Annotated in this window: 20 protein-coding genes, 1 tRNA gene and 1 pseudogene; 4 read left to right on the forward strand and 18 right to left on the reverse strand. The window is 71.4% G+C overall.

The window, feature by feature from the left end:
- Nucleotides 1-8: 8 nt before the first annotated feature.
- From HA073_RS19205 to HA073_RS19225, 5 genes are all read right to left on the reverse strand, one after another.
- Complete coding sequence (locus tag HA073_RS19205; RefSeq protein WP_166456981.1) at nt 9-1,790, reverse strand: AAA family ATPase; 1,782 nt, start codon at nt 1,788-1,790, stop codon at nt 9-11.
- A gap of 433 nt (nt 1,791-2,223) precedes the next feature.
- A complete protein-coding gene (locus HA073_RS19210) occupies nt 2,224-3,108 on the reverse strand; it encodes a PIN domain-containing protein (RefSeq protein ID WP_166456982.1) in 885 nt (294 codons plus the stop codon).
- A 175-nt stretch (nt 3,109-3,283) separates the two neighbouring features.
- Nucleotides 3,284-3,490, reverse strand: a complete 207-nt coding sequence (locus tag HA073_RS19215; RefSeq protein WP_166456983.1) for a hypothetical protein — start codon at nt 3,488-3,490, stop codon at nt 3,284-3,286.
- An 80-nt stretch (nt 3,491-3,570) separates the two neighbouring features.
- A complete protein-coding gene (locus HA073_RS19220) occupies nt 3,571-3,768 on the reverse strand; it encodes a hypothetical protein (protein WP_166456984.1) in 198 nt (65 codons plus the stop codon).
- A gap of 1,008 nt (nt 3,769-4,776) precedes the next feature.
- Nucleotides 4,777-4,860: transfer RNA gene (locus HA073_RS19225), tRNA-Tyr, on the reverse strand.
- A gap of 147 nt (nt 4,861-5,007) precedes the next feature.
- Here HA073_RS19225 and HA073_RS19230 point away from each other — a divergent pair.
- Nucleotides 5,008-5,502, forward strand: coding sequence for a YajQ family cyclic di-GMP-binding protein (locus tag HA073_RS19230; RefSeq protein ID WP_166456985.1), 495 nt, complete (start codon nt 5,008-5,010; stop codon nt 5,500-5,502).
- Between the two features lie 285 nt (nt 5,503-5,787).
- Here HA073_RS19230 and HA073_RS19235 read toward each other — a convergent pair whose 3' ends face one another.
- Nucleotides 5,788-6,567: a hypothetical protein gene (locus tag HA073_RS19235; RefSeq protein WP_166456986.1), complete on the reverse strand. Its 780-nt coding sequence runs from the start codon at nt 6,565-6,567 to the stop codon at nt 5,788-5,790.
- 16 nt (nt 6,568-6,583) lie between these two features.
- On the reverse strand, nt 6,584-7,108 hold the full coding sequence (locus HA073_RS19240) for an RNA polymerase sigma factor (RefSeq protein ID WP_166456987.1): 525 nt from the start codon (nt 7,106-7,108) through the stop codon (nt 6,584-6,586).
- Nucleotides 7,109-7,266: 158 nt separating this feature from the next.
- Here HA073_RS19240 and HA073_RS19245 point away from each other — a divergent pair.
- Nucleotides 7,267-8,481: pseudogene (locus HA073_RS19245) on the forward strand (MFS transporter); the annotation flags it as partial.
- A 65-nt stretch (nt 8,482-8,546) separates the two neighbouring features.
- Here the strand turns inward: HA073_RS19245 and HA073_RS19250 are convergent.
- The 9 genes from HA073_RS19250 to HA073_RS19290 form a co-directional block, all read right to left on the reverse strand.
- Nucleotides 8,547-9,806 (reverse strand): MFS transporter, encoded by a 1,260-nt coding sequence (locus tag HA073_RS19250; protein WP_069088041.1) that lies wholly within the window; start codon nt 9,804-9,806, stop codon nt 8,547-8,549.
- A gap of 139 nt (nt 9,807-9,945) precedes the next feature.
- Nucleotides 9,946-10,824 carry a zinc metalloprotease HtpX gene (gene htpX / locus HA073_RS19255; protein ID WP_064446626.1) on the reverse strand — a complete coding sequence of 293 codons (879 nt, stop codon included), beginning with the start codon at nt 10,822-10,824 and terminating at the stop codon, nt 9,946-9,948.
- 149 nt (nt 10,825-10,973) lie between these two features.
- Nucleotides 10,974-12,440, reverse strand: coding sequence for an NADH-quinone oxidoreductase subunit N (locus HA073_RS19260; protein WP_166456988.1), 1,467 nt, complete (start codon nt 12,438-12,440; stop codon nt 10,974-10,976).
- Complete coding sequence (locus HA073_RS19265; RefSeq protein ID WP_166456989.1) at nt 12,437-13,942, reverse strand: NuoM family protein; 1,506 nt, start codon at nt 13,940-13,942, stop codon at nt 12,437-12,439. Before HA073_RS19265 ends, HA073_RS19260 begins: the two co-directional genes overlap by 4 nt.
- Nucleotides 13,939-15,864 carry an NADH-quinone oxidoreductase subunit L gene (locus HA073_RS19270; RefSeq protein ID WP_166456990.1) on the reverse strand — a complete coding sequence of 642 codons (1,926 nt, stop codon included), beginning with the start codon at nt 15,862-15,864 and terminating at the stop codon, nt 13,939-13,941. Before HA073_RS19270 ends, HA073_RS19265 begins: the two co-directional genes overlap by 4 nt.
- Entirely contained in the window at nt 15,861-16,214 is a 354-nt protein-coding gene (gene nuoK / locus HA073_RS19275) for an NADH-quinone oxidoreductase subunit NuoK (protein ID WP_166456991.1), read from the reverse strand. The genes HA073_RS19270 and nuoK overlap by 4 nt, the downstream gene beginning before the upstream one ends.
- Nucleotides 16,211-16,735 carry an NADH-quinone oxidoreductase subunit J gene (locus tag HA073_RS19280; RefSeq protein ID WP_064446630.1) on the reverse strand — a complete coding sequence of 175 codons (525 nt, stop codon included), beginning with the start codon at nt 16,733-16,735 and terminating at the stop codon, nt 16,211-16,213. Before HA073_RS19280 ends, nuoK begins: the two co-directional genes overlap by 4 nt.
- A complete protein-coding gene (locus HA073_RS19285) occupies nt 16,732-17,322 on the reverse strand; it encodes an NADH-quinone oxidoreductase subunit I (protein ID WP_051611348.1) in 591 nt (196 codons plus the stop codon). The genes HA073_RS19280 and HA073_RS19285 overlap by 4 nt, the downstream gene beginning before the upstream one ends.
- 73 nt (nt 17,323-17,395) lie before the next feature.
- On the reverse strand, nt 17,396-17,818 hold the full coding sequence (locus tag HA073_RS19290; protein ID WP_166456992.1) for an ester cyclase: 423 nt from the start codon (nt 17,816-17,818) through the stop codon (nt 17,396-17,398).
- Nucleotides 17,819-17,913: 95 nt separating this feature from the next.
- Here HA073_RS19290 and HA073_RS19295 point away from each other — a divergent pair, with 95 nt between their 5' ends.
- Nucleotides 17,914-18,960 carry a glutathione S-transferase family protein gene (locus HA073_RS19295; protein WP_166456993.1) on the forward strand — a complete coding sequence of 349 codons (1,047 nt, stop codon included), beginning with the start codon at nt 17,914-17,916 and terminating at the stop codon, nt 18,958-18,960.
- Between the two features lie 154 nt (nt 18,961-19,114).
- Here HA073_RS19295 and nuoH read toward each other — a convergent pair whose 3' ends face one another.
- Together nuoH and HA073_RS19305 are read right to left on the reverse strand one after the other, a co-directional pair.
- A complete protein-coding gene (gene nuoH / locus HA073_RS19300) occupies nt 19,115-20,077 on the reverse strand; it encodes an NADH-quinone oxidoreductase subunit NuoH (protein ID WP_064446633.1) in 963 nt (320 codons plus the stop codon).
- Nucleotides 20,077-20,886, reverse strand: coding sequence for an NADH-quinone oxidoreductase subunit C (locus tag HA073_RS19305; protein ID WP_166456994.1), 810 nt, complete (start codon nt 20,884-20,886; stop codon nt 20,077-20,079). The genes nuoH and HA073_RS19305 overlap by 1 nt, the downstream gene beginning before the upstream one ends.
- A 102-nt stretch (nt 20,887-20,988) precedes the next feature.
- On the opposite strand from HA073_RS19305, the gene HA073_RS19310 reads away from it, so the two are divergent.
- On the forward strand, nt 20,989-22,035 hold the full coding sequence (locus tag HA073_RS19310; protein WP_176722782.1) for a glucose 1-dehydrogenase: 1,047 nt from the start codon (nt 20,989-20,991) through the stop codon (nt 22,033-22,035).
- Nucleotides 22,036-22,048: the final 13 nt, after the last annotated feature.

Consider the following 22,048-nt stretch of genomic DNA (forward strand, 5'->3'; position numbering starts at 1 on the left):
CAGCCTGTCTATGCGCCCTCGTCGAACTCGTCGTCGTCCGTTAGCAGTGTCACGCCGAGAACCTCGCGGAGGGCTGCGGTCAGGCGTTCTCGCTGGCCGCGACCGACGAGCGGGGCCAACCTCTGAAACAGCCGACGTGCGTCGCGATCGTTTATTCCTTCAAATTGGGGCAAGAGGAAGCTATAGAACAGCTGAAACGCGAGTTTGCCATCGGAGCCGGTGGCACCTGCTGCCAGGTACTGCCGGGCGAAGCCCGCCATGTCTTTGAACACAGCAGGTCCAAGCTGCTTAATCGGCCGGAGATGTTCGAGCTCTGTGAGAATCCGGGCGATCCGCGTGGCCTCGGCGTCGGACAGCCCGGCCAGCTCTCGCTGCCAGATTTTCTCGTTGACCGTCGTGTCGGGGGCCGGCACCTCCACGAAAGCGAACCGCCGCATCAAAGCATATGACATTTCAAACAGCAGGGTCTTATCGAACACGTTCATCGTTGCGATGATGCGCCAATCGCGCGGTACCTCTGTCACCGAGTATTCGTCGCGTCGATACTTGCCTGCACCGCCGTTGACCGCGAGGACAACCCTCTTGCCGCTCAAGTGGTCCTCATACGGAAGCACGACAGATTGGCCCGATAGCACGGTGAACAACTGCCCGAACGCTCGGTCGAAGTTGGAACGATTAAGTTCGTCAACGATCAACCAGCGTTCGGCCGCCGCGGACTCAAGGCACATGCCGGGGTGAAACCGCAGTTCAGTGCCGTTGCCGGCAGGCCGCAAGCCTCCGATCGTTTCGTACGTCGTCCAGTCCGCTGTGGCGGTAGTCAACGTGTATCCCCGACTAAGTCCGGCGTCGTTTGCCAACTGGCACAGCACCTCCGCCAGAGTCGTCTTGCCAGTACCAGGAGGGCCGGTGAGAATCAGATGTTTCCCGCTTTTAATGGCCGCGATGACGGCGCAATAGACTTCGTCCGCAAGTTGTAGACCGTGCGGAGTTACGGAAGCGCGCGAACGTAGCGTGTCGAGGTCGAAGGTAGCGGTGGGCAGGTCCTCGTCCAACTCCTCGTCCTCCTCTTTCTCACTAGCCGCAAAGCAGTAGTCGAACAGCGGGGCGGCCGCCTGCAGCATGTCCAAATAGGCATAGGCGATGCCATCGCCCAGCGCTTCCAACTCCTCGGCTGAGAAGTATCGAGAGACGCTCGCCTGAGTGCCCTCGTCGCTCCCGGCGTAGGACAGCCAGTCGCGGAGGCTATGGAATGCGCTTGCGCCCGACGGACGCCGCCAAGCAGTAAGGTACTTGACATCTTTCGGCAGCCTCTGCGCCACTGCGGCAACGATGGCCTCCGGAACCGAGCGAAGCCTGCGCTGCAAGGTCCGTAGATATCGTTCGCCGTCTTGGCGCATCTCAGCGTGCCTAAGCTGTGATGTGCCCGATCCCAAGCAAAGGCATAGTTCAGCACCGTCAGCCGAGATAATCAGCGCAATCTGCAACGCGTACGACTTGTTCGGTGCATTATCAGGGTAGACGCAGCACCACATGTCTCCGGGCGTCAACCCATTGGGCTGTAGCGTGCTGACGAAGTTCTTAAGGCCGATGTTGGTTGTTGAATGGCTCGCCGCCCAGCGTGCAAGGTCACCCAGCCGTTTCCGCACTCTGCGGAAGACGTCTTGATCGCCTGGCGGTACCGTCACCTCATCCCAGTGAACTCTCTCTGGATAGCGGGCGAAGACCTCGCAATCTGCCTCTATAAACGAAGACTTCGGCGGTCCCGCAGCTCGGCTGACGTCAACGCTCATGCCTGCACTTTAGACGGACGATCCCCGTCCGAGGTTTTCGCCGTTGGGGTGCCGACCCTCACAACAGCGATGACAGCAGCGCCGCCGGGCATGGGGCGCACAGCGAGCATGGAGACGGGGGCAACTCCAGCTAGCGTCTGATCCCGGACATGAGCGGGGCTGCCGGGCAGGGGTTGTGTTGATTTCTTACCTCGCGGCCTTCCCGGGCTCGCAGGGTGCGTCGTTGCCCTCCTCTATGCCGACGGCGGACAGGAAGCGGGCGGCAGAGCGCAACTTGACATCAGTCGCTGACATCAACGATGGCGGCCGTGGCCGGCCTGGTTCGTACGGATCTCTCCTCTGACCCGGCCCGGCGGGCGTCAGCGGACGACGCGACTCTTGCCGAAGCGCGTTACGAGCGAGGGGTTGGGGCAGATTGCCTTGCCGATGGTGCTCACTCGGCCGAGTAAGCTGCTTTAAGCTCCGCCTCTTGATCCTTACGTCTGGCCTTGACCGCTCGTAGCCCGACTGAGCGGGCGCGAAACGACTGGTTGGTGTCACAGGTCATGAGGGTCAACTGGCGTCCGGCGAGCGGCTGAATCCCCAACGCCCGATCGATGATCTCGTCGTCCACGACCGGTAGCCGAATGTGTCCGGGCGGATCGAACAAGATCTCAACGGTCAGATCACCGGTCGGAGCGTGGAGCCCATCAACGACTTCGCGAAGCGCGGGCGGCCGGAGTTCGTGCGGCTCTTGCGGAGAGCCGGTGACCACACGGTCGAGAATGGCAAGCGAAACACGGGCCCGGTGACGTACGGCAGTGCGGGCCTCCTTGAGTTCGTCGAGTTCATCTACGACCGCGATCGGGATCAGCAGCCGGATGGGATCCCTCCAGTTGATGCCCAGAATGCCGTGGTAATCAGCTTGATCAAACAGCGTCTCGCCTTGGCAGAAGAAGCTTGTGTCCGGAACGACGTAGGTGGAGAGGTCGGTCCAGCGGGCGATCTGGGCTTCCAACTCCGTGCAGGCTGCGTCGAAGTCGGCGATCCGCCGGTCAATCTCCCGGGCAAGGACGGAGTAGAACTGCGGAGTACCGATGGTGGGGGACGCGAGCAGTGCCCAGTAGCGAGGTGTGAGGACGAGGCGCTGGATGTCACGTTCGGCGATCTGGCCGGTGAGCTGGCTGACGGCGGAGTCCGTCCAGCGGAAGTATGCGCCAATAGGAACGCCAGCCCCATGATCGCCCCGGCTGCGGATGTTCATCGCTTCGACGTAGAGGGTTCGAAGAACTTCGCGTAGGTTTCGGCGATCGGTTCCTGGCAGCGGTGTAACGAGCATGGAGACATCTTGGCACTCCAATATGGCGCTGTCAGACAGCTACGGTGACAGCAACGGGGTCGGACCTTGAGGGTCGTGTACGGCGGGCTGCGGACTACCGTCCGACGCCAGAGAGCACGAACCTCGCCGGACCCAGCGCCCAGAACTTGTAAGCGAGGTATCGGGCGGCGGGAGTTCAGTGCGAGTTGCTGCCGTTGCGCCGCGCCCTGGTCAGATGGAGCTGCAGCGCGGCAACCGCGGCAGCTGTCAACGGCACGGCCAGAAGCGGCCCGCCAAAGATGATTGTCAGGCCAGCTCCAATGTTGGCGCCGAATCCCCCGGCGGTCAGCACCCGCCACGCGAAGCCGACCACGACGCCAGCCCCACCAAGCGGCAACAGCACCCGCGACCACCGGGAATCCAGACGGCAGGTGTACGTGTCCCGGACCAACAAGGCAAGCGCACCGATGACGCCGATGCACTTCAGACGCCGACGATTCCGTCCCCCACCGGACCAAGGCTGACCGGCCGGATCGCATAGTCCATCTCGACGCCCTCGGTGGCGAGTTGCCGCGCCTCCTGGTTGGTCAGGTCGCCGATGAGCCACCAGGACGCGACCGGTGTCGCCAAGATCAGAACGAGCGCCGGGGTCGGAATCGACATACGGCGCTGCTTCGTCATGTCGGTCGCCCTCTCCCCACGGCCTTGTCCAGGCCGGTCGCGGGTAAGTATGCGGCCACTGCGTGGGCGGGGGCCTGAGCACGTCTACTCAGCGACGGAGCTCGTGAGCACCGGACGCCATCCTCTTGCCGAGTCGGCAGAGAGTCAGCAAACCGGCCGCGACGCAACGATGACCATTGCAAGGAGCGATAAGGCAGCCAGTGCGTGAGCGCACGGCGCGAGCTTCGCTGACGCTGGCTGGTGATGGCGACCAGGCTCCCCCCGGCGGCGTGCATGACATTCGATGGATGGCCAAGATCGTCGGGTACAAGCTGGGCACAACTGACCGACAAGGGCTGTCAACCGCTGTAAGGCGACGGGAGACCTCGCCCAGGTCATGAGGCCGATCTACCCGATCTGAGATGATCCACGGACCACCGGAAAAGTTCAGGGTTCGAGTCCCTGGCAGCAGAAACCGTGCGGCATCCGGGGGCGGGAGCCGATGGCTTCATTGCCGATTTCCTCTGTTTTGGATCAAGGCGCCGCGCTCCGCGCGACGCGGGCGGTAACCCGGCCGGCGGCAAGCCGCCCCGGCCGCCTACGGCGCCGGGGCGGAAAGCCACCGACTACCGCCGGGACCGCCGCCCCGAGTCTGCTGATCCGACCAGCGGCACGATCACGGCCAGGAGGTACGGAAGCCGAACCGGGCGGCCTGGTCGACGGGTCAGGGCTTCCGACTGCCGCGCCAGTCCAACCCCGGGACTGGCTTGCCCCCGATCGCTCTCCCGCAGCCGGCGACACCTCACCGCGGGCCCCTCAGCTGCTCGCTACACACACGGACTCCGCGAGACCGGACAGGGCCACCAACCCCAGCGTCCCCAGCCCCAGAAGAGCCGTCAGCGGCAAGATCGACCTGCCCACCATCTGCCCACAACCAGTCGTCAACGACTGGACTCAGCCGGACTCGGCTAGATCAACGACAACGGCCCCCGATCAGCATCTCTGCTGGTCAGGGGCCGCATCTGCACCTGGTGGCGGGTAGAGGATTCGAACCTCTGTAGCTTTCGCGACGGATTTACAGTCCGCTCCCATTGGCCGCTCGGGCAACCCGCCAGGGCACACCACCGCGTCGCAACGCGGCGGCGGAAGCAAGGATAGCGGTTGCCCCCGGTACCGCCGCAACCGGGTACCGTCAGGAGGTCCCACGCTGGTCAGCGCGGGACGGACCAGGACAGACCGCCGGACAGCAGGAGCATGAGCATGGCAGCGAACCCCTCGTTCGACATCGTGAGCAAGGTCGACCGGCAGGAGGTCGACAACGCCGTCCGCCAGTCGGAGAAGGAGCTCTCGACGCGGTTCGACTTCCGGGGCACGGGTGCCGAGATCTCCTGGTCGGGCGAGGAGGCGATCAGCATTCAGGCGGAGACCGAGGAGCGCGTACGGGCCGCGCTGGAGGTCTTCAAGGAGAAGCTGATCAAGCGGAACATCTCGCTGAAGTCACTCGATGCCGGCGAGCCCAAGCAGTCGGGCAAGATCTTCAAGATCGATGCCAAGGTGGTGCAGGGCATCGACTCGGACAAGGCCAAGGCGATCAGCAAGAAGATCCGCGACGAGGGCCCGAAGGGCGTGCAGGCGCAGATCCAGGGCGACCAGCTCCGCGTCACCGGCAAGAAGAAGGACGACCTCCAGGCCGTCATCACGCTGCTCAAGGGCGAGGACTTCGGTCTGGCTCTTCAGTTCACCAACTACCGGTAAGAGACTCTGGCCGGCCTGGTCATTGGGCCGGCCGGGCCTTGCCACCCGCGCGGATGTCGGTCGGCCTCTCCTCGACCCGGCGCGCGCTCCGACCCCTCGCGGGCAAGGACCGCTGATGGGACACGGCCCCTTCGGCCGGACGCATGATCGGAACGTGTTGCAGACTCCTCGAACACCCACGGCGGCCTACCGCAACCACCATGGACCGTGAGCCGTCGGCGGGCCTCCGTCATGCCGAAGGCGGGTGCGACCGGCCGGCCGGTCGCACCCGCGAAGGGATATCTCCTAGTCCGTCGCCTCGACAGCAGGCGTGGCGGACGTCGCGGGGCCGAGGACCAGGTGCGGATCGAGCACCACGCCGATTGCCTGGTCCGGTGTCAGTGGCAGAGATCCGTTCCTCGCGGTGAGGCGGAGGGACGCTGCGGACCCGTCGGGCCGGAGCAGGTCCACGCTGAGCGTCTCGTACCGCACGACCTGGGCGCCGCGCTCCGCCGGAAGCCGGTGCTCCCGGAGCGAGGTTCGTACTTTGATCTTCTCGCCCGCGGGGCCCACCTGCTGCACACAGGTGCCGCTCGCCGCGCGGGAGGGGCAGGCAGTGGTGATCATCGACGCGAGGGAGGGACCGGCGTTTCGCGTGAGCTGGACCGACAGGTGAGCGTTGCCGTTCCCGGCGCCGAGGGTGCCCTGACCCCAGTAGCCGGTGAGAGTCGTCTCTCCCTCCGTCCCGCCTTGCTTGTTCCAGTTGCTGAGCAGGTCGTGCGGGGCCGGGCCGCTCAGCTCGGGCGCCTGTCGAAGCAGCGCCGGGATGACGGCCGCGTCGATCCGGGCCCAGTCTTCGGGTGTGCCGGCGGCGGTGGTCACGGTCGGGGTGGGCGACGGCCCAGCCGGTGGCACCGGGTCGGTTTGGCGGGGTGCGCGGACGAGCGCGGTGGCCCCGATGGCCACCACTAGGACCGCCACAGCGGCCAACGCCATCCCGCTTCTGCGGTGCCGACGACGCGAGTCGACGGCGGCCCGGAGATCGTCGAGCGGTGGCTGACGAACGGCGTCGGTGATGGTGTCCACGTCGAACCCGCTGAACTCACGATCGGACATCGACCCTCCTACGACTGGCTACGGCATCGACGGTGTCGGCTGGGGAGAGCAGCAGGGCGAGCGCCTGACGCCCCCGGGACAGCCGGGACTTGACCGTGCCGACGGAGACGCCCAGGGTTCGCGCCACCTCCTCGACCGGCAGGTCCACGAGGTAGTGCAGGGCCAGCGCGTGCCTCTGCCCGTCCGGCAGGCGCCGCAGCGCGGCCAGCAGCGCCAGATGCTCCGGCGCGCTGTCGGCGACCACCGGCGGCGACCACGTCCGTCGCAGCAGCCCGTCGAGCACCCGCCGACGCCGATGCCGGCTGCGGGCGACATTGACCGCCACCCGGCGCAGCCACGCCTCCGGGTTGTCGAGGCCGGCGAACCGGCGGGGCGCGGCGAGCGCCCGGGTGAACGCCTCCTGTACCGCCTCCTGCGCCTCGCTCAGGTCACCGGTCACCGCGTAGAGCTGAACGACCAGCCGCCGGAAACACCCGGCATAGACATCCGCGATCACGTCGTCGTCGGACACCCTCACCTCCCTGCTCAGCTTGTTCCACTCACGGCGGGGCGGAAAGGTTCCGTCGTTTCCGGCCGGCTTCTGCCCACAGGCAACTTCGTTGTTCCGGAGGGCGGGCGTGGGGTCGGGTGGTAGCCATGACCTCCGCGCTGCTCCTCCCCTACCGTCCGGTGCTCGGCCATCCCGTGCTGCGCCGGCTGCTGCCGGGCCTCGCCACGTCCGCGCTCGGTGACGGGCTGGCCCTGGTCGCGGTGACGTGGCTGGCGCTGCAACTCGCCCCGGAGGGGCAGCGCGGCACCTGGACCGCGTTGGCGGTGGCGGCGTACACGCTGCCGGGCGCGGCCGGTGCGGTGCTGCTCGGTCGCTGGCTGGGTGGGCGGAGCGGGGCTCAGCTCGCGGGCTGGGACGCCACGGTACGGGCGGCCGCGCTGGGCGCGATCCCGGCCGCACACCTCGTCGGGGTGCTGGACGCCGGTCTCTACGTCGCCCTGCTGGCGGTGTCCTCGCTGCTGCACCCGTGGGGTTCGGCCGGTCGGTTCACGCTCGTGGCCGAGCTGCTGCCGCAGCGGCACCACCTGGCCGCGAACGCGCTGCTCGGGACCCTCGGCCAGGCGGCGACGATCGTGGGGCCGCCGCTGGCCGGTCTGCTCATCGCCGGGGTGGGCCCGGTGTGGGTGATCGCGATCGACGCGGTCAGCTTCGCCGTGCTGGCCGTCAGCTACCGCCTCGTCATCCCGACCACCCGCCACGCGGGAACAGCCCGCCACACAGGCAGCGCGGGCACAGACCGCCACGCGAGCAACGCGGGCACGGGCAACCGCGCAGAACGACCGGCCTCCGGATTCCGGATCATCGCGCGGGACCGGTCGCTGCTCGGTCTGCTGTCGCTGTCCTTCGCGTTCTTCTTCCTCTTCGGCCCGTTCTACGTGGCCATGCCGGTGCACGTCACCGACGACCTGCACGCCTCCGCCGGAACGCTCGCGGGCTACTACACCGCGTTCGGCGTCGGCTCGCTGCTCGGCGGGCTGCTCACCGGGCACCTGCGCGGCTGGCCGCCGCGGACCACGCTCGCCGGCATCGTGGCGTTGTTCGGCACCGCGCTGCTGCCGCTCGGCCTGGGCGCACCTGTGGTGCTGTCACTGTCCGCGTTCGCGCTCGCCGGGCTGGTCTGGGCCCCCTACCAGCCGACCGTGACGGTGTTGTTCCAGCGCCGGGCCGGGGCCGCCGACCTGCCTCGCGTACTGGCGGCGAACGGGGCTCTCCTGGTGCTGTCGGTGCCGCTGGGCACCATGCTCGGCGGTCCGGCGACCGCGTTGCTCGGGGCGCGGCCCACCCTGCTGACGTGCGCGGTGGCGATCCTCGTGCTGGGCCTGCTCGCGGCCGGGCACTCCGGCCGGGGAGGCGCCGGGAGGGGACCGGGCCGCCGGCCGGCCCACCCGGACGCCACCGGTCAGGCGGCCAGTGACTGCTCGGCGCGTACCGCTGTGGCCTCGGCCCGGGAGATCGGGCCGGCGGGCAGCGCGGCGACCGCGGCCCCGACGGCGACCGCCACCCCGGCGAAGACGAACGCCCAGGACACGCCGCCGGCGTGGTCGATGATCAGGCCGGCGATCGAGCCGCCGGCGGCGCTCGCCGCGACCGACATGGTCACCACCCAGGTGTACGCCTCGTTCAGCATGCCGGCCGGGGCGATCCGCCCGACCAGTGTGTTCTCCAGAGTGAGCGCGGGGGCGATGGCCGCGCCGCCGAGCACCAGCGCGACGCCGAGCGCGGCCGGGCCGGGCATCACCGCGAAGACGGCGAAGCTGGCCGCGACGGTGCCGAGCAGCCAGGCGAACTGGCGGGTCATGTTGGCGGCGGGCTTGCGTACGCCGAACCAGAAACCACCGATGGCGCTGCCGATGCCCCAGACGGCGAGCAGCACGCCGGCCAGGCTTTCCGGGTCGTCGGCGCCGGAGTTCCCGGCGAAGGCCGGGACGATGACGCCGGAGGCGCCGAACGCGATGCCGAGGCTGGCCACGCAGAGCAGCAGCGCGGGGAAGCCGCCGATCCGCAGCGGGCCGAGGCCCCGGGCGTGGTGCTCGCGCGGGTGCGGGCGCCAGCCGCGCATGACCCGGCCGAACGCGACGGCGCCGGTGCCGACCAGGGTGACCACGGCGGCGCCGACGAGCGCGGCGGAGGCGTCGGCGAACAGCACGAACCCGGCCACCAGCAGCGGGCCGATCACGAAGACGACCTCGAAGAGGGTGGTCTCGGCGGCGAGCGCGGTGTTGCGCAGGTGCGCCCGGCCGGTGGCGGGGGCGGTGAGGTCGTTCCAGGCGCCCCGGATCGCCGCGGTTAGCGGCGGGTACGTGGCGCCGGCCAGGCCCGCCGCCAGGTAGATCAGCGGGAGGTTGCCGGTGCCGGAGCGGGTGGCGACGAGCAGCCCGATCAGGGCGAGCGGGTGGGCCAGCGCGGTGGCCACCAGGACGGGGGTGGGGCCGACCCGGTCGGCGATGCGTCCGGCGACCGGGCTGAGCGCGGCGCCGGAGAGCGCGTAGATGCCGCCGGCGACGGCGGCCAGGGAGTAGCGGCCGGTGACCTGCTCGACGACGAGCAGCAGCGCCAGCGGGGTCATGCCGATCCCGAGCCGCCCGATGATGCCGAGGATCAGCAGCATCGGCGCGCCGGGGATCCGCCAGACGCCCTGGTACTGGCGCAGTGCGGCCACGGTCGACCTCCGAGGGAGTAATGGGTGGGAGACGTTTCGACCCTAACGGCGCGGCCTGATCGGGGGAAACGCATTGTGCCCGGACACACCACCGCGCCCGCGTCCTGGGGACGCGGGCGCGGTGCGGGCGTACGGCGGGTCAGCGCTGGAACTGCACCGGCCCGGAGTTGCGGGCCATCTGCTCCAGGCGGGCCACCCGCTGCTCCATCGGCGGGTGGGTGGCGAACATCGCGGCGATGCCGCCGCCCCGCTTGAACGGGTTGTCGATCATCAGGTGCGCGGTGCTGGCGAGCTGGCCCTGCGGCGCGAGCGGGCGCGCCTGCGTACCCATGTGGATCTTGCGGAGGGCACTGGCCAGGGCCAGCGGGTCGCGGCTCAGCTCAGCGCCGGACTGGTCGGCCTGGAACTCCCGGCTCCGGCTGATCGCGAGCTGGATCACCGTGGCGGCGATCGGGCCGAGGATCAGCGTGAGCAGCAGCACGGCCGGGTTCGGGCCGTCCTCGTCGTCGGACGAGCCCAGCGGGATGAACCAGGCGAGGTTCGCCAGCATGGTGATGATGCCGGCCAGGCCGGCCGCCACGCTGGAGATCAGGATGTCCCGGTTGTAGACGTGCGACAGCTCGTGGCCGATCACGCCACGCAGCTCCCGGTAGTCCAGGATCTCCACGATCCCCTGGGTCACGCAGACCGCCGCGTTCTCCGGGTTACGGCCGGTGGCGAACGCGTTGGGCTGCGAGGTCGGGCTCACGTACAGCCGGGGCATCGGCTTGCCGGCGAGCGTCGACAGCTCCCGCACCATCTGGTACAGCTCCGGGAACTGTGCCTCGCTGACCGGTTGCGCCTTCATCGAGCGCAGTGCGAGCTTGTCGGAGAAGAAGTAGGTGACGCCGTTCATCAGCAACGAGACGACGACGGCGATGACGAGACCGCCGCTACCGCCGAACCAGTAGCCGATCGCGAGGATCAGCGAGGTCAACAGGCCGAGCAGCGCTGCGGTCTTGAGACGGTTGTGATGCACGATCTCTCCTTCGGTGCGCGGGCCCTTGCGGGAGGCCCGCTGACCGGTTCAACACACCGGTACCCGTCAACCATCCGGCTCATGGCTGAAAGTTGGCTGGATGTTGCTGTGCACACGCTGAAGCGGTCGCCCACCAGGGCACGAACCGGTCAGCGCGTCGCCACGTCCAGCACCAGCTGCGGTGCGAAACCGATCACCACCGCCGCCACGGTGGCCACGCCGAGCGCCAGCGCCACCGTCCGCGCCGGCCGGACCGCCGCCGCGCCCGTGGGCGTCGCGTAGAGGGACGCGGTGACCCGCAGGTAGTAGGCCAGGCCGATCACCGCGTTCAACGCCACCACCAGCGCCAGCCAGCCCGCGTGCCCGGCCAGCAGCGCGCGTACCACTGTCACCTTGGCGAACAGCCCGGCCAGGCCCGGCGGCAGGCCGGCCAGCCCGATCAGCGCCAGCGCGAACGCGCCGCCCACCCACGGGTGCCGCCGCGCCGCGCCGCGCAGGTCGGCCAGCGTGCCGCCGTCGCCGTCCGCCGGGCGCAACGCCACCACCGCCGCGAACGCGGCAAGCTCCAGCAGCACGAAGAAGATCGCGTACGCGACGGCTGCCGCGTACGCGGCCGTGCGCGCGTCGCCGGTGCGGCCCGCGGCCAGCGCCAGCGCGCCCAGCGGGGCGAGGATGTACCCCGCCTGGGCCACCGACGACCAGGCGAGCAACCGCACGGTACGCCGCTGACGCAGCGCCACCAGGTTGCCGACGGTCATGGTCAGCACCGCCAGCGCCGCCAGCACCGGGCCGGTCTGGTCACCGGGCAGCGCGCGCTGCACCACCGCCAGCAGCGCCACCACGCCACCGAGCTTGGAGGCGGTCGACAGGTACGCGGCCACCGGCAGCGGCGCGCCGTCGTACGTGGCGGGGGCCCAGGCGTGGAACGGCACGGCGGCGACCTTGAACGCCAGCCCGGCCACCACGAGCGCCGCCGCGACGCCGGTCAGCGGCAGGTCGGTCAGGTCGGCGCGGTCGGCCAGCGTGGCGCCGAGCCGGTCCAGGTGCAGCGTGCCGGCGACCGCGTAGAGCAGCGCCGCGCCGAGCAGCGTCACAGTGGTGGCGACCACGCTGACCACGAAGAACGTCACCGCCGCCTCGGCGCCGGCGAGGCTGCCCCGGCGCAGGCCGACCAGCACGTACAGCGGGAGCGTCAGCGTCTCCAGCGCCACGATCAGCGTGATCAGGTCACCGGCGGCGCCGAGCACCACGCCGCCGGTCATCGCGCAGGCGAGCAGGAAGCAGTACTCGCCGACCGGGGTACGCCCGGCGCGCAGCAGCGGGCCGGACAGCGCCAGCACGCCGAGCGTGAGCAGGGCGATCACGGCCCCGACCAGCGCCGCTCGCCCGCCCCACACCCAGGAGCAGTCCGCGCCCACGCAGAACGTGCGCCGCTCACCGGCCGCCCCGACCAGTGCCGCGCCGGCCGCGGTGCCGGCCGCGCCGAGCGCCGCCACCGCCACCGTGACGGCGGGCCGGGCCACCAGCAGGTCGAACAGGAGCACCAGCACGGCCGTGCCGGCGGCCAGGTACGCAGGCAGCATCGCCAGGTTGTCGACAGGCTGCACCAGGCTCATGGGACGACCCCCAGCAGCGCCTCCACCGGACCGGAGGCGTAGGACAGGACCAGCGCCGGGGCCAGGCCGACCGCGAGCGCGAGCAGCACCAGCGGCGCCCAGGCGGTCAGTTCCGCACCGGCCAGCCCGGGTGCGAGCCCCGCCACCGCCGGGCTGGGCCGCCCGTGCGAAACCCGGCGCAGCAGCCGCAGGAAGTACGCGGCGGTGAGCGCCCCGCCCAGGGCGGCCAGCACGGCGAGGGTCAGCCAGAGCGGGCCGCCCCGCTGCACGGCGGCGACCACGGCGAACGCCTCGCCCCAGAACCCGGCCAGGCCGGGCAGCCCCAGCGAGGCGACAGCCGCGAAGCCGAGCAGCCCGGCCAGCCGGGGCGCGGTCTCCCGCAGCCCGGACAGGTCGGCCAGCGAGCCGGTGTGCGCGCGGTCCTTGACCGCGCCGGCCAGGAAGAACAGCAGGGCGGTGATGACGCCGTGGGCGATGTTGCCGATCAGCGCGGCCTGGAGCCCGGTGGCGGTGAGCGTGGCGATCCCGAGCAGCACGAAGCCCATGTGGCCGACGCTGGAGTACGCGATCAGCCGCTTCAGGTCGTCCTGCGCCAGGCAGACCAGGCCACCGATCAGAATGGCGGCGACGGCGAGCACGCCGAGCACCGGCGCGGCCCAGCGGGCACCCTCCGGAGCCACCCCCACGGCGACCCGGATCATGCCGTACGTGCCCATCTTGAGCAGCACCCCGGCGAGGATCACGCTGCCGACCGTCGGCGCCTGGGTGTGCGCGTCGGGCAGCCACGAGTGCAGCGGCCAGAGCGGGCTCTTCACCGCGAACGCGAGCGCCAGCAGCGTGAACGCGGCGAGCTGGGTGCCCCGGGACAGCCCGGCGCCGCCGGTGAGCGCGACCAGGTCGGCGGTGCCCGCGGCGGCCACCACCACGTAGACGCCGACCAGCAGCAGCACCGAGCCGAACAGCGTGTAGAGCGCGAACTTGCGGGCCGCGCGCCGCCGGTCCGCGCCGCCCCAGCCGGCGATCACCGCGTACATCGGCAGCAGGACGACCTCGAAGAACAGGAAGAACAACACCAGGTCGAGCGCGAGGAACGTGCCGAGGATGCCGACCTCGACCACCAGCAGCAACGCCACCAGCGCCCGCCCGCTGCCGCCGCCGGTCGGCACCCGCCACAGCGTGTACGCGCAGCACAGCAGCGTCAGCAGCGCGGTCAGCACCACCAGCGGCCAGGAGATACCGTCCACGCCCAGGTGGAAGCGCAGGTCGAGCCCGGGCACCCACGGCAGGTCGACCTGGTGCCAGGGCTGCACCGCCGGGCGGGGCCCGTACCCGAACCAGCCGTGGTCACCGCCGACCAGCGGCAGCGTCGCCAGCAGCGTCAACGCGGCGGCGACGGTGCCGACCACCCGGCCGGCCCGGTCACCGGGCACGACCGCTGTGGCCAGCGCGCCGAGCGCCGGGACCGCCACCACGGCGACCAGCAGGACCTGCCCGAACGTCATGACGTGACTCCGATCAGGGCGACCGCGAGGCCGATCAGCAGCGCGCCCGCCAGCACCCCGGCCGCCGCCCGCGGCAGCGCCGCCCGGTGCAGCGCGGCCAGGCCACCGCCCACCTCGACCGCCGTCCGGCCACTGCCCTCGACCAGCCCGTCCACGCCCAGTTCGTCACCGGTACGCACGACCCGCGCGAGCGCGCCCACCGGGCGTACGACGACTGTGTGCTGGACGTCGTCGAGCCGGAACGCCCGGGCGAACACCGGCCGCAGCGGACCCAGGAAGCGGGCCGGATCGGCGGCCGGGTCGCGGCGCCAGCCCGCCCAGGCGACGCTCGCGCCGACGAGCAGCAGCAGGAACGGCAGGACCAGGTTCGGCGCGAGGTGCACCAGCTCGACCGCCTCGCCGGTGTCGTCGCCCGGCACGCGCAGCCGGTCGGCGAACCACGGCGCGAACGCGGCCAGGCCGAGCAACGCGGCCGGGACCGTGAGCAGCAGCACCGGCCAGCGCAGCAGCGCGGGCGGGTCGTGCGGGCGCAGCAGCGGCGTGCGCGTGGTGCCGAGGAACGTGCGCAGCAGCAGCCGGGTCGCGTACCAGGCGGTCACCGCCACGCCGACCAGCCCGGCCAGCCAGACCAGCCAGCCGACCCAGGCCGCGCTCGGCCCGGCGCCGTCGAGCGCGGCCGCCTCGGCGGCGGCGAGCACGCCGTCCTTGCTCCAGAAACCCGAGAGCGGGGGTACGCCGGCGAGCGCGCCCAGGCCGACCACAGTGCACCAGAACGTCACCGGCATGGCGGTACGCAGGCCGCCCATCCGGGACATCAGCGTGGTGCCGACGGCGTGGATCACCGCACCGGCGGCGAGGAACAGCAGCGCCTTGAACGCGGCGTGGGTGAGCAGGTGGAACAGCGCGGCAGCCGGTGCGCCGACCGCCAGCGCGCCGGTCATGTAGCCGATCTGCGACACGGTCGACCAGGCGAGCACGCGCTTGATGTCGTCCTGCGCGGTGGCGGCGAACGCGCCCAGCAGCATCGTGATCGCGGCCATCACGCCCAGCACGGCGAGCGCGGCCGGGGCGCGCTCGAACAGCGGGAACAGGCGGGCCACCGCGTACACCCCGGCGGCGACCATCGTCGCGGCGTGGATCAGCGCGGACACCGGCGTCGGGCCGGCCATCGCGTCCGGCAGCCAGGTGTGCAGCGGGAACTGGGCGCTCTTGCCCGCCACCCCGGCGAGCAGCAGCAGGCAGGCGGCGGTGAGCGTACCGGTGCCGTAGTCGTGCGCCAGCACGTCGGCGATCCGGAAGCTGCCCGCGCCCACGCCGAGCAGCGCGATGCCGAGCAGGAAACCGACGTCACCCACGCGGGTGACAAGGAACGCCTTCACCGCCGCGCCGGGCGCCTCGGGCAGCCGCCGGTCGTGGGCGATGAGCAGGTACGAGCAGACGCCCATCACCTCCCAGCCGACCAGCAGCATGATCAGGTCGCCGGACACCACCACGGTGAGCATGGCGGCGGTGAAGAGGCTCAACTGCGCCGCGTACGGCGGGTAGCGGTGGTCGACGTCCACGTCGTCGTGCGGGCCCCGGCGCAGGTAGCCGATCGAGTAGACCTGCACGGCCAGCGCGACAGCGGCCACGGCCGTCGCGACGAGCACTGCCACGCCGTCCAGCCGCAGGCCGAGCGTGACCCGCAGTCCGCCCAGGTCGATCCAGGTGGTGGACGCCTCGACCGGCGCGTCCACGCGGACCAGCAGCGCCAGCGCGGCCAGCAGCGACACCGCCGCACCCGTCACGCCCAGTGCGACCGCCAGCCGCCGGGCCGACGCGCGGTCGTGGCTCGGGGCGGGCGGCAGCAGCAGGCCGAGCAGCCCGGCGACGAGCGGGGCGCCCGGCAGCACCGCCGCGAGCCACAGCGTCGGCGTGCTCACCGGACCGCTCCTTCCGGGCGCTCGGCCGGGGTCACCGCGGGCGCCGGCTCGGCCAGCGGGACGTCGTCGACCGTGACGCTGGCGCGCAGCCGGTAGAGCTGGAGCACGATGGCCAGCCCGACACCGATCTCGGCGGCGGCGAGCACGATCACGAACAGCGCGAACACCTGACCGGAGTGCGGCAGCACGGCCTTGACTGTGGTGTCGGCGGTGACCAGCACCAGGTTCACCGCGTTGAGCATCAACTCCACCGCCATCAGCACCAGGACGGCGTTGCGGCGGCGCAGCACGCCGTACACGCCGAGGCCGAACAGCAGCGCGGCGGTGACGTACGGGATGACCGGCCTCACGGGCGCCCGCCCTCGTCGGCGGACCGGCGGCCGATGTCGGGGCGGGACAGCACGATCGCGCCGACCAGCGCGGCCAGCAGCAGCACCGACAGCACCTCGAACGGCAGCACCCAGGAGCGGAAGATCTGCTCGCCGAGGCGCTCGGCGGTGCCGGCGGCCGGCAGGTCCACCCGGGACCAGCGGAACGCGTCGATCAGCAGCACCGCCAGGCCGAGGCCGCTACCGCCGCCGACCAGCGCGGCGGCCCAGCCGGGCCGGTCCAGGTCGTCCGACGGGCCGATCGGCGCGCGGGTCAGCATCACCGCGAACAACAGCAGCACCACCACCGCGCCCACATAGATGAGCACCTGCACCCAGGCCACCAGCTCGGCGGTCAGCACCAGGTAGTCACCGGCGAGCGCGCCCAGGCACACCACCAGCCACAACCCGGCCCGGACCAGGTGCCGGGTCGCGACCACCAGCGCGCCCGCGCCCACCGCCACCGCGCCCAGCGCGAGCAGCAGCACGTCCGCACCGGTCATGAGGCGGTGCCTCCGCCCGGATCGGTGGCGGCGTCGGGGCGTACCCGGGAAGGAGCCGGACGGGCCGACGGACCCGCCGCCTTCCGGGCGGCGGTGGTCTCCTCCTTGGAGGGGTCGCCGAGCGGGTCGTGCGCCGGCGGCGGCGGGACGGTGGCCATCCACTCGCCCAGGTGGTCCTTGTCGTGCAGCAGGTCCTTGATGTCGTACTCGGCGTACTCGAACTCGGGCGACCAGTAGAGCGCGTCGAACGGGCAGACCTCGACGCAGATGCCGCAGTACATGCAGAGCGAGAAGTCGATGTCGAACTTGTCGAGCACGTTGCGCTGGCGGGGGCGGGCGGCGCCGGGCACCGCCACCTCCTCCTTGTGCGAGTCGATGTAGATGCACCAGTCCGGGCACTCGCGCGCGCAGAGCATGCAGACCGTGCAGTTCTCCTCCAGCAGCGCGATCACGCCACGGGAGCGCGGCGGCAGCTCGGGCGCCACATCCGGGTACTGCTGGGTGGTCGAGCGGCGGGTCATCGTCTTCAACGTGACCGCCAGGCCCTTCACCAGACCGCCGCCGGGCACTCCACCGTGCTCGCTCATGCCGCCCATCCTGCCCTGTGACCCGGGCGCGCGCGACCACCACCCGGCGCTTTGGCCCGGGCGTGCGGCCGGATCACGCCTCGCCGGGTGTGAGTGGGGGCAGCATCTCCACGCCGAGCTGCTGGAGCACCTGGAACAGCTCGTTGACGCTCCACACGTCCACGATCCGCCCGTCGTCGTCGAAGCGCAGGAACGTCGCGCCCGAATAGCTGACCACCCGGCCGGTCGGCGGCACCGGACCGAACTGGCCCGCCTGGGTGCCGGCGGCCCGCCAGCGGACCGCCACCCGCGTACCGGCCGCCACCACGTCGACGATCTTGTAGCGCAGGTCGGGGAACGACGCCCGCCGGTCCCGGTGCCACGCCAGCATCGCCGCCGGGCCGGTGCCGCCCAGGCCCGGGCACTCCGCCGCCACCAGCTCGTACGCGCGCTCCTCGCGCCCGGCGTTCCACACGTCGGCGACGAAACGCCGGGCCGCCGTCTCCACATCGGTCACGGCGGGCAGCCTATGCCTCTTTGTGACGCGCTCGACCTGCCGGGAGCCGCCCGAGCGACCATGATGGGAGCGAAAAGCGAACTCGGAGGTAGAGCGTGGGCGGCAGCGACGACGAGGTCCTGGAACGAACCGGCGGCAAGTACGTGGAGCCGGGTGGCGAGTTCACCCGCGACCAGCGCTACATCGCCACCCGGATCACCGCCGACGGGCGGGACGGCTGGCCGGTGGAACCGGGGCGCTACCGGCTGGCGGTCAGCCGGGCCTGCCCCTGGGCCAACCGGCTGATCATCGTCCGGCGCCTGCTCGGGCTGGAGGACGCCATCTCGATGGCAGTGGCCGGGCCCACCCACGACAAGCGGAGCTGGACGTTCGACCTGGACCCGGACGGCAAGGACCCGGTACTCGGCATCGAGCGGCTCGCCGACGCCTACTTCGCCCGCTTCCCCGGCTACGAGCGCGGCATCACCGTCCCGGCGCTCGTCGACGTGCCCACCGGGCAGGTCGTGACGAACGACTACGCCCAGATGAGCCTGGACCTCACGACCGAGTGGACGGCGCACCACCGTCCCGGCGCGCCGGACCTCTACCCGGAGCCGCTGCGCGCCGAGATCGACGAGGTGAACGCGGTCGTCTTCGCGGACGTCAACAACGGCGTCTACCGGTGCGGCTTCGCCGGCAGCCAGGAGGCGTACGACAAGGCGTACCACCGGCTGTTCGACCGGCTGGACTGGCTGAGCGAACGGCTGGCCGGGCAGCGGTACCTGGTCGGCGACACAATCACCGAAGCGGACGTACGGCTGTTCACCACGCTCGTCCGCTTCGACCCCGTCTACCACGGGCACTTCAAGTGCAACCGGCAGAAGCTCAGCGAGATGCCGGTGCTGTGGGCGTACGCGCGGGACCTGTTCACCACGCCCGGGTTCGGCGACACCATCGACTTCGACCACATCAAGCGGCACTACTACGAGGTCCACCGGGACATCAACCCGACCGGGATCGTGCCGCTCGGCCCCGACCTGAGCAACTGGCTCACCCCGCACGGCCGGCAGGAACTGGGCGGTCGCCCCTTCGGCAACGGCACCCCACCCCCGCCCCCACCCCCGTCCGAGCAGGTGGACCCCGCCCACACGCCGTTGCGCTGACGCGCTCTCTTCCGCCCCGCCCCGCCCTGCCCCGCCCGCCCCTGCCTCGTCGATCTTGCACATTGAGCCCGGAACCTGCGAGCTTTGCCCCTTTCGCCGGGGCAGAAAGTGCAAGATCGCCGGGGAGAGGGCGAAGGCCGGGAGGGAGGGTGGGTTACAGGGCCAGGCGGACTGCGGCGGTCAGGACCAGCTGGGCCAGGGCCAGGGGGACCAGGACCAGCCAGCAGAGGCGCTGGAGCTGGTCCTCGCGCAGCCTCGGGTAGCTCACCCGCAACCAGATGATCACGAAGGCGACGGCGAACACCTTCAGCAGCGTCCACAGCCAGCCGAGCTGCGCGTCGGCGAACGGGCCCTGCCAGCCGCCGAGGAACAGCACAGTCGTCAGCGCCGCGATCACCACGATGCCGACGTACTCGGCGAGCAGGAAAAACGCGAACCGCAGACCGGTGTACTCGGTCATGTAGCCGAAGACCAGCTCGGAGTCGGCCACCGGCATGTCGAACGGCGGGCGGCGGATCTCGGCCAGCCCCGCCACGAAGAAGATCACCATGGCCGGCGCCTGCCAGAGCAGCCACCACGGCTGCCACGCCTCCACGATGCCGGAGAGGCTGAGCGTGCCGGCCGCCATCGCCACCGAAGCGGCGGCCAGCACCAGCGGCAGCTCGTACCCGAGCAGCTGGGCCGCGCCGCGCAGCCCGCCGAGCAGGCTGTACTTGTTGGCCGACGCCCACGCGGACATGAGCACCGCCAGCACCCCGACGCCCACCACGGCGAGCACGAAGAACAGGCCGATGTCCAACGGCTGGGCCACCAGGTCACCCGGCCCGAGCGGGATGACGAGCAGCACCAGCAGGTACGGCACCAGCGCCACCGCGGGCGCCAGCCGGAACACCTGCCGGTCCGCGTCGCGCGGGGTGACGTCCTCCTTCTGCACGAACTTGATGCCGTCGGCCACCAGTTGCGCCCAGCCGTGGAAGCCGCCCGCGTACATCGGGCCCAGCCGGCCCTGCATGTGCGCCATCACCTTGTGCTCGGCCTGGCCCACGATCAGCGGCAGCGTGAGGAACGCGACGAGCACGCCCGCCACGCGCAGGACCAGCTCCAACCAGTCCGGCATCAGCTCTCCCCCGCCGCGTCGGGGCCCGGCTGCTGCCGGGGCGGACCGGTCGGCGGTTCCCCGGGCAGCGGCCGCCCGAGCGGACCCGCCTCATCGGCCGCCGGAGCAGCGCCGGACCGCGCTTGCCCCGCGCCGGTGGAGGGACGGGCAGCACGCGCCGGACGCTCCCGGGCCGGGCGGGCCGGCGTACCCCCGCGGGGGCCCTCACCGGCGCCCGCCGCACCCGCCGGCGTGGGCGTCGTGCCCCACTCACCCGGCGCGGGCACGCCCGGCGGCCGGACCGGCCGGCGGCCGCCGCCCGCCTCCGACTCGCCCGGCTCCTTCGCGCCGGGCCACGGCTTGGCGACCCGGGAGGCGAGGACGAACTCCTTGCGCAGCGGGTGCCCCTCGAACTCCGGCGGCAGCAGCAGCGGCCGCAGCTCGCCGTGGCCGGCGAAGTCGATGCCGAACATTTCGTGGGTCTCCCGCTCGTGCCAGGCCGCGCCGGGGAACAGGTCGACCACCGAGGCGACGACGGGCGCGTCGCGGGGCACCCGGGTGCGCAGCAGCAGCCCGTGCCGGTGCGCGACCGACCAGAGGTGCAGCACCACGTCGAAGCCGTCGGCCAGCTCGTCCACCGCCGACAGCCAGTCGAGGAAGTCGAGACCCAGCTCGGCGTCGTCGCGCGCCGCACGCACCGCGTCCGCCCAGCTCGCCGGGGGTACGTCAACGGTGGCGCGGGCGTACCCCTGACCGCCGGAGACCGACGCGGTGGCCTCCACGGGCGCGAGCAGCTCGACCACCCGCCGGCCGACCTCTTCCGGAGTCATGCGCTGATCCTATGGCCGACGGCTGCGGACCGGGTCGGGCCGCCCGTGCCGGATCGTCGCTTTGCCGGGCGGACGGCGGGAGCGCGCGGGAGGATGAGGGACGTGCGCGCTGTGACTGTGACCCCCGGTGTCCCGGACTCGCTGCGGCTGGTCGAGGACTGGCCCGAGCCGGCGCCCGAGGAGGGTGCGATCCTGGTGGAGGCGCTGGCGGTGGGCGTCTGCGGCACCGACCACGAGATCGTCGCGGGCGAGTACGGCGAGGCGCCGCCGGGCCAGGAGCGGCTGGTGCTCGGGCACGAGTCGCTGGGCCGGGTGCTGGAGGATCCGACCGGCACGTTGCAGCCCGGCGACCTGGTGGCGGGCGTGGTCCGCCACCCCGATCCGGTGCCCTGCGCGAACTGCGCGGTGGACGAGTGGGACATGTGCCGCAACGGGCTGTACACCGAGCACGGCATCAAGGGGCTGCCCGGTTTCGCCCGGGAACGCTGGCGGCTGCAGCCCAAGTTCGCGGTCGGCCTGGACCCGGCCCTCGCGTCGGTGGGCATGCTGCTGGAGCCGGCCAGCGTGGTGGCGAAGGCGTGGGACCACATCGAGCGGATCGGGCGCCGGGCCGAGTGGACGCCGAAGAGCGTGCTGATCACCGGGGCCGGGCCGATCGGCCTGCTGGCGGCGCTGCTCGGCAGCCAGCGTGAGCTGTCGGTGCACGTGCTGGACCGCAACACCACCGGCCCGAAGCCGGACCTGGTCCGGGCGCTGGGCGCCACGTACCACACGTCGTCGGTGACCGAGCTGGACGTGAAACCCGACGTGGTGATCGAGTGCACCGGCGCGCCGACGGTGGTGCTGGACGCCATGTGCAAGGCCGCGCCCACCGGGATCGTCTGCCTGACCGGTGTGTCCAGCGGCGGACGGACCATCAACTTCGACGCCGGGGCGCTCAACCGGGAGCTGGTGCTGGAGAACAACGTGGTGTTCGGCTCGGTGAACGCCGGCCGGCGTCACTGGGACCTGGCCGCCGAGGCGCTCGCCCAGGCGGACCAGTCCTGGCTGACGTCGCTGATCACCCGCCGCGTACCGGTCTCGAACTACCGGGAGGCGTACGCCCGCACCGGCGAGGACATCAAGGCGGTGCTGGACTTCACGCAGTGAGGCGGGGCGCCGC

Source organism: Micromonospora sp. CMU55-4 (genome assembly GCF_011602315.1).
GTDB classification, from domain to species: domain Bacteria; phylum Actinomycetota; class Actinomycetes; order Mycobacteriales; family Micromonosporaceae; genus Micromonospora; species Micromonospora chalcea.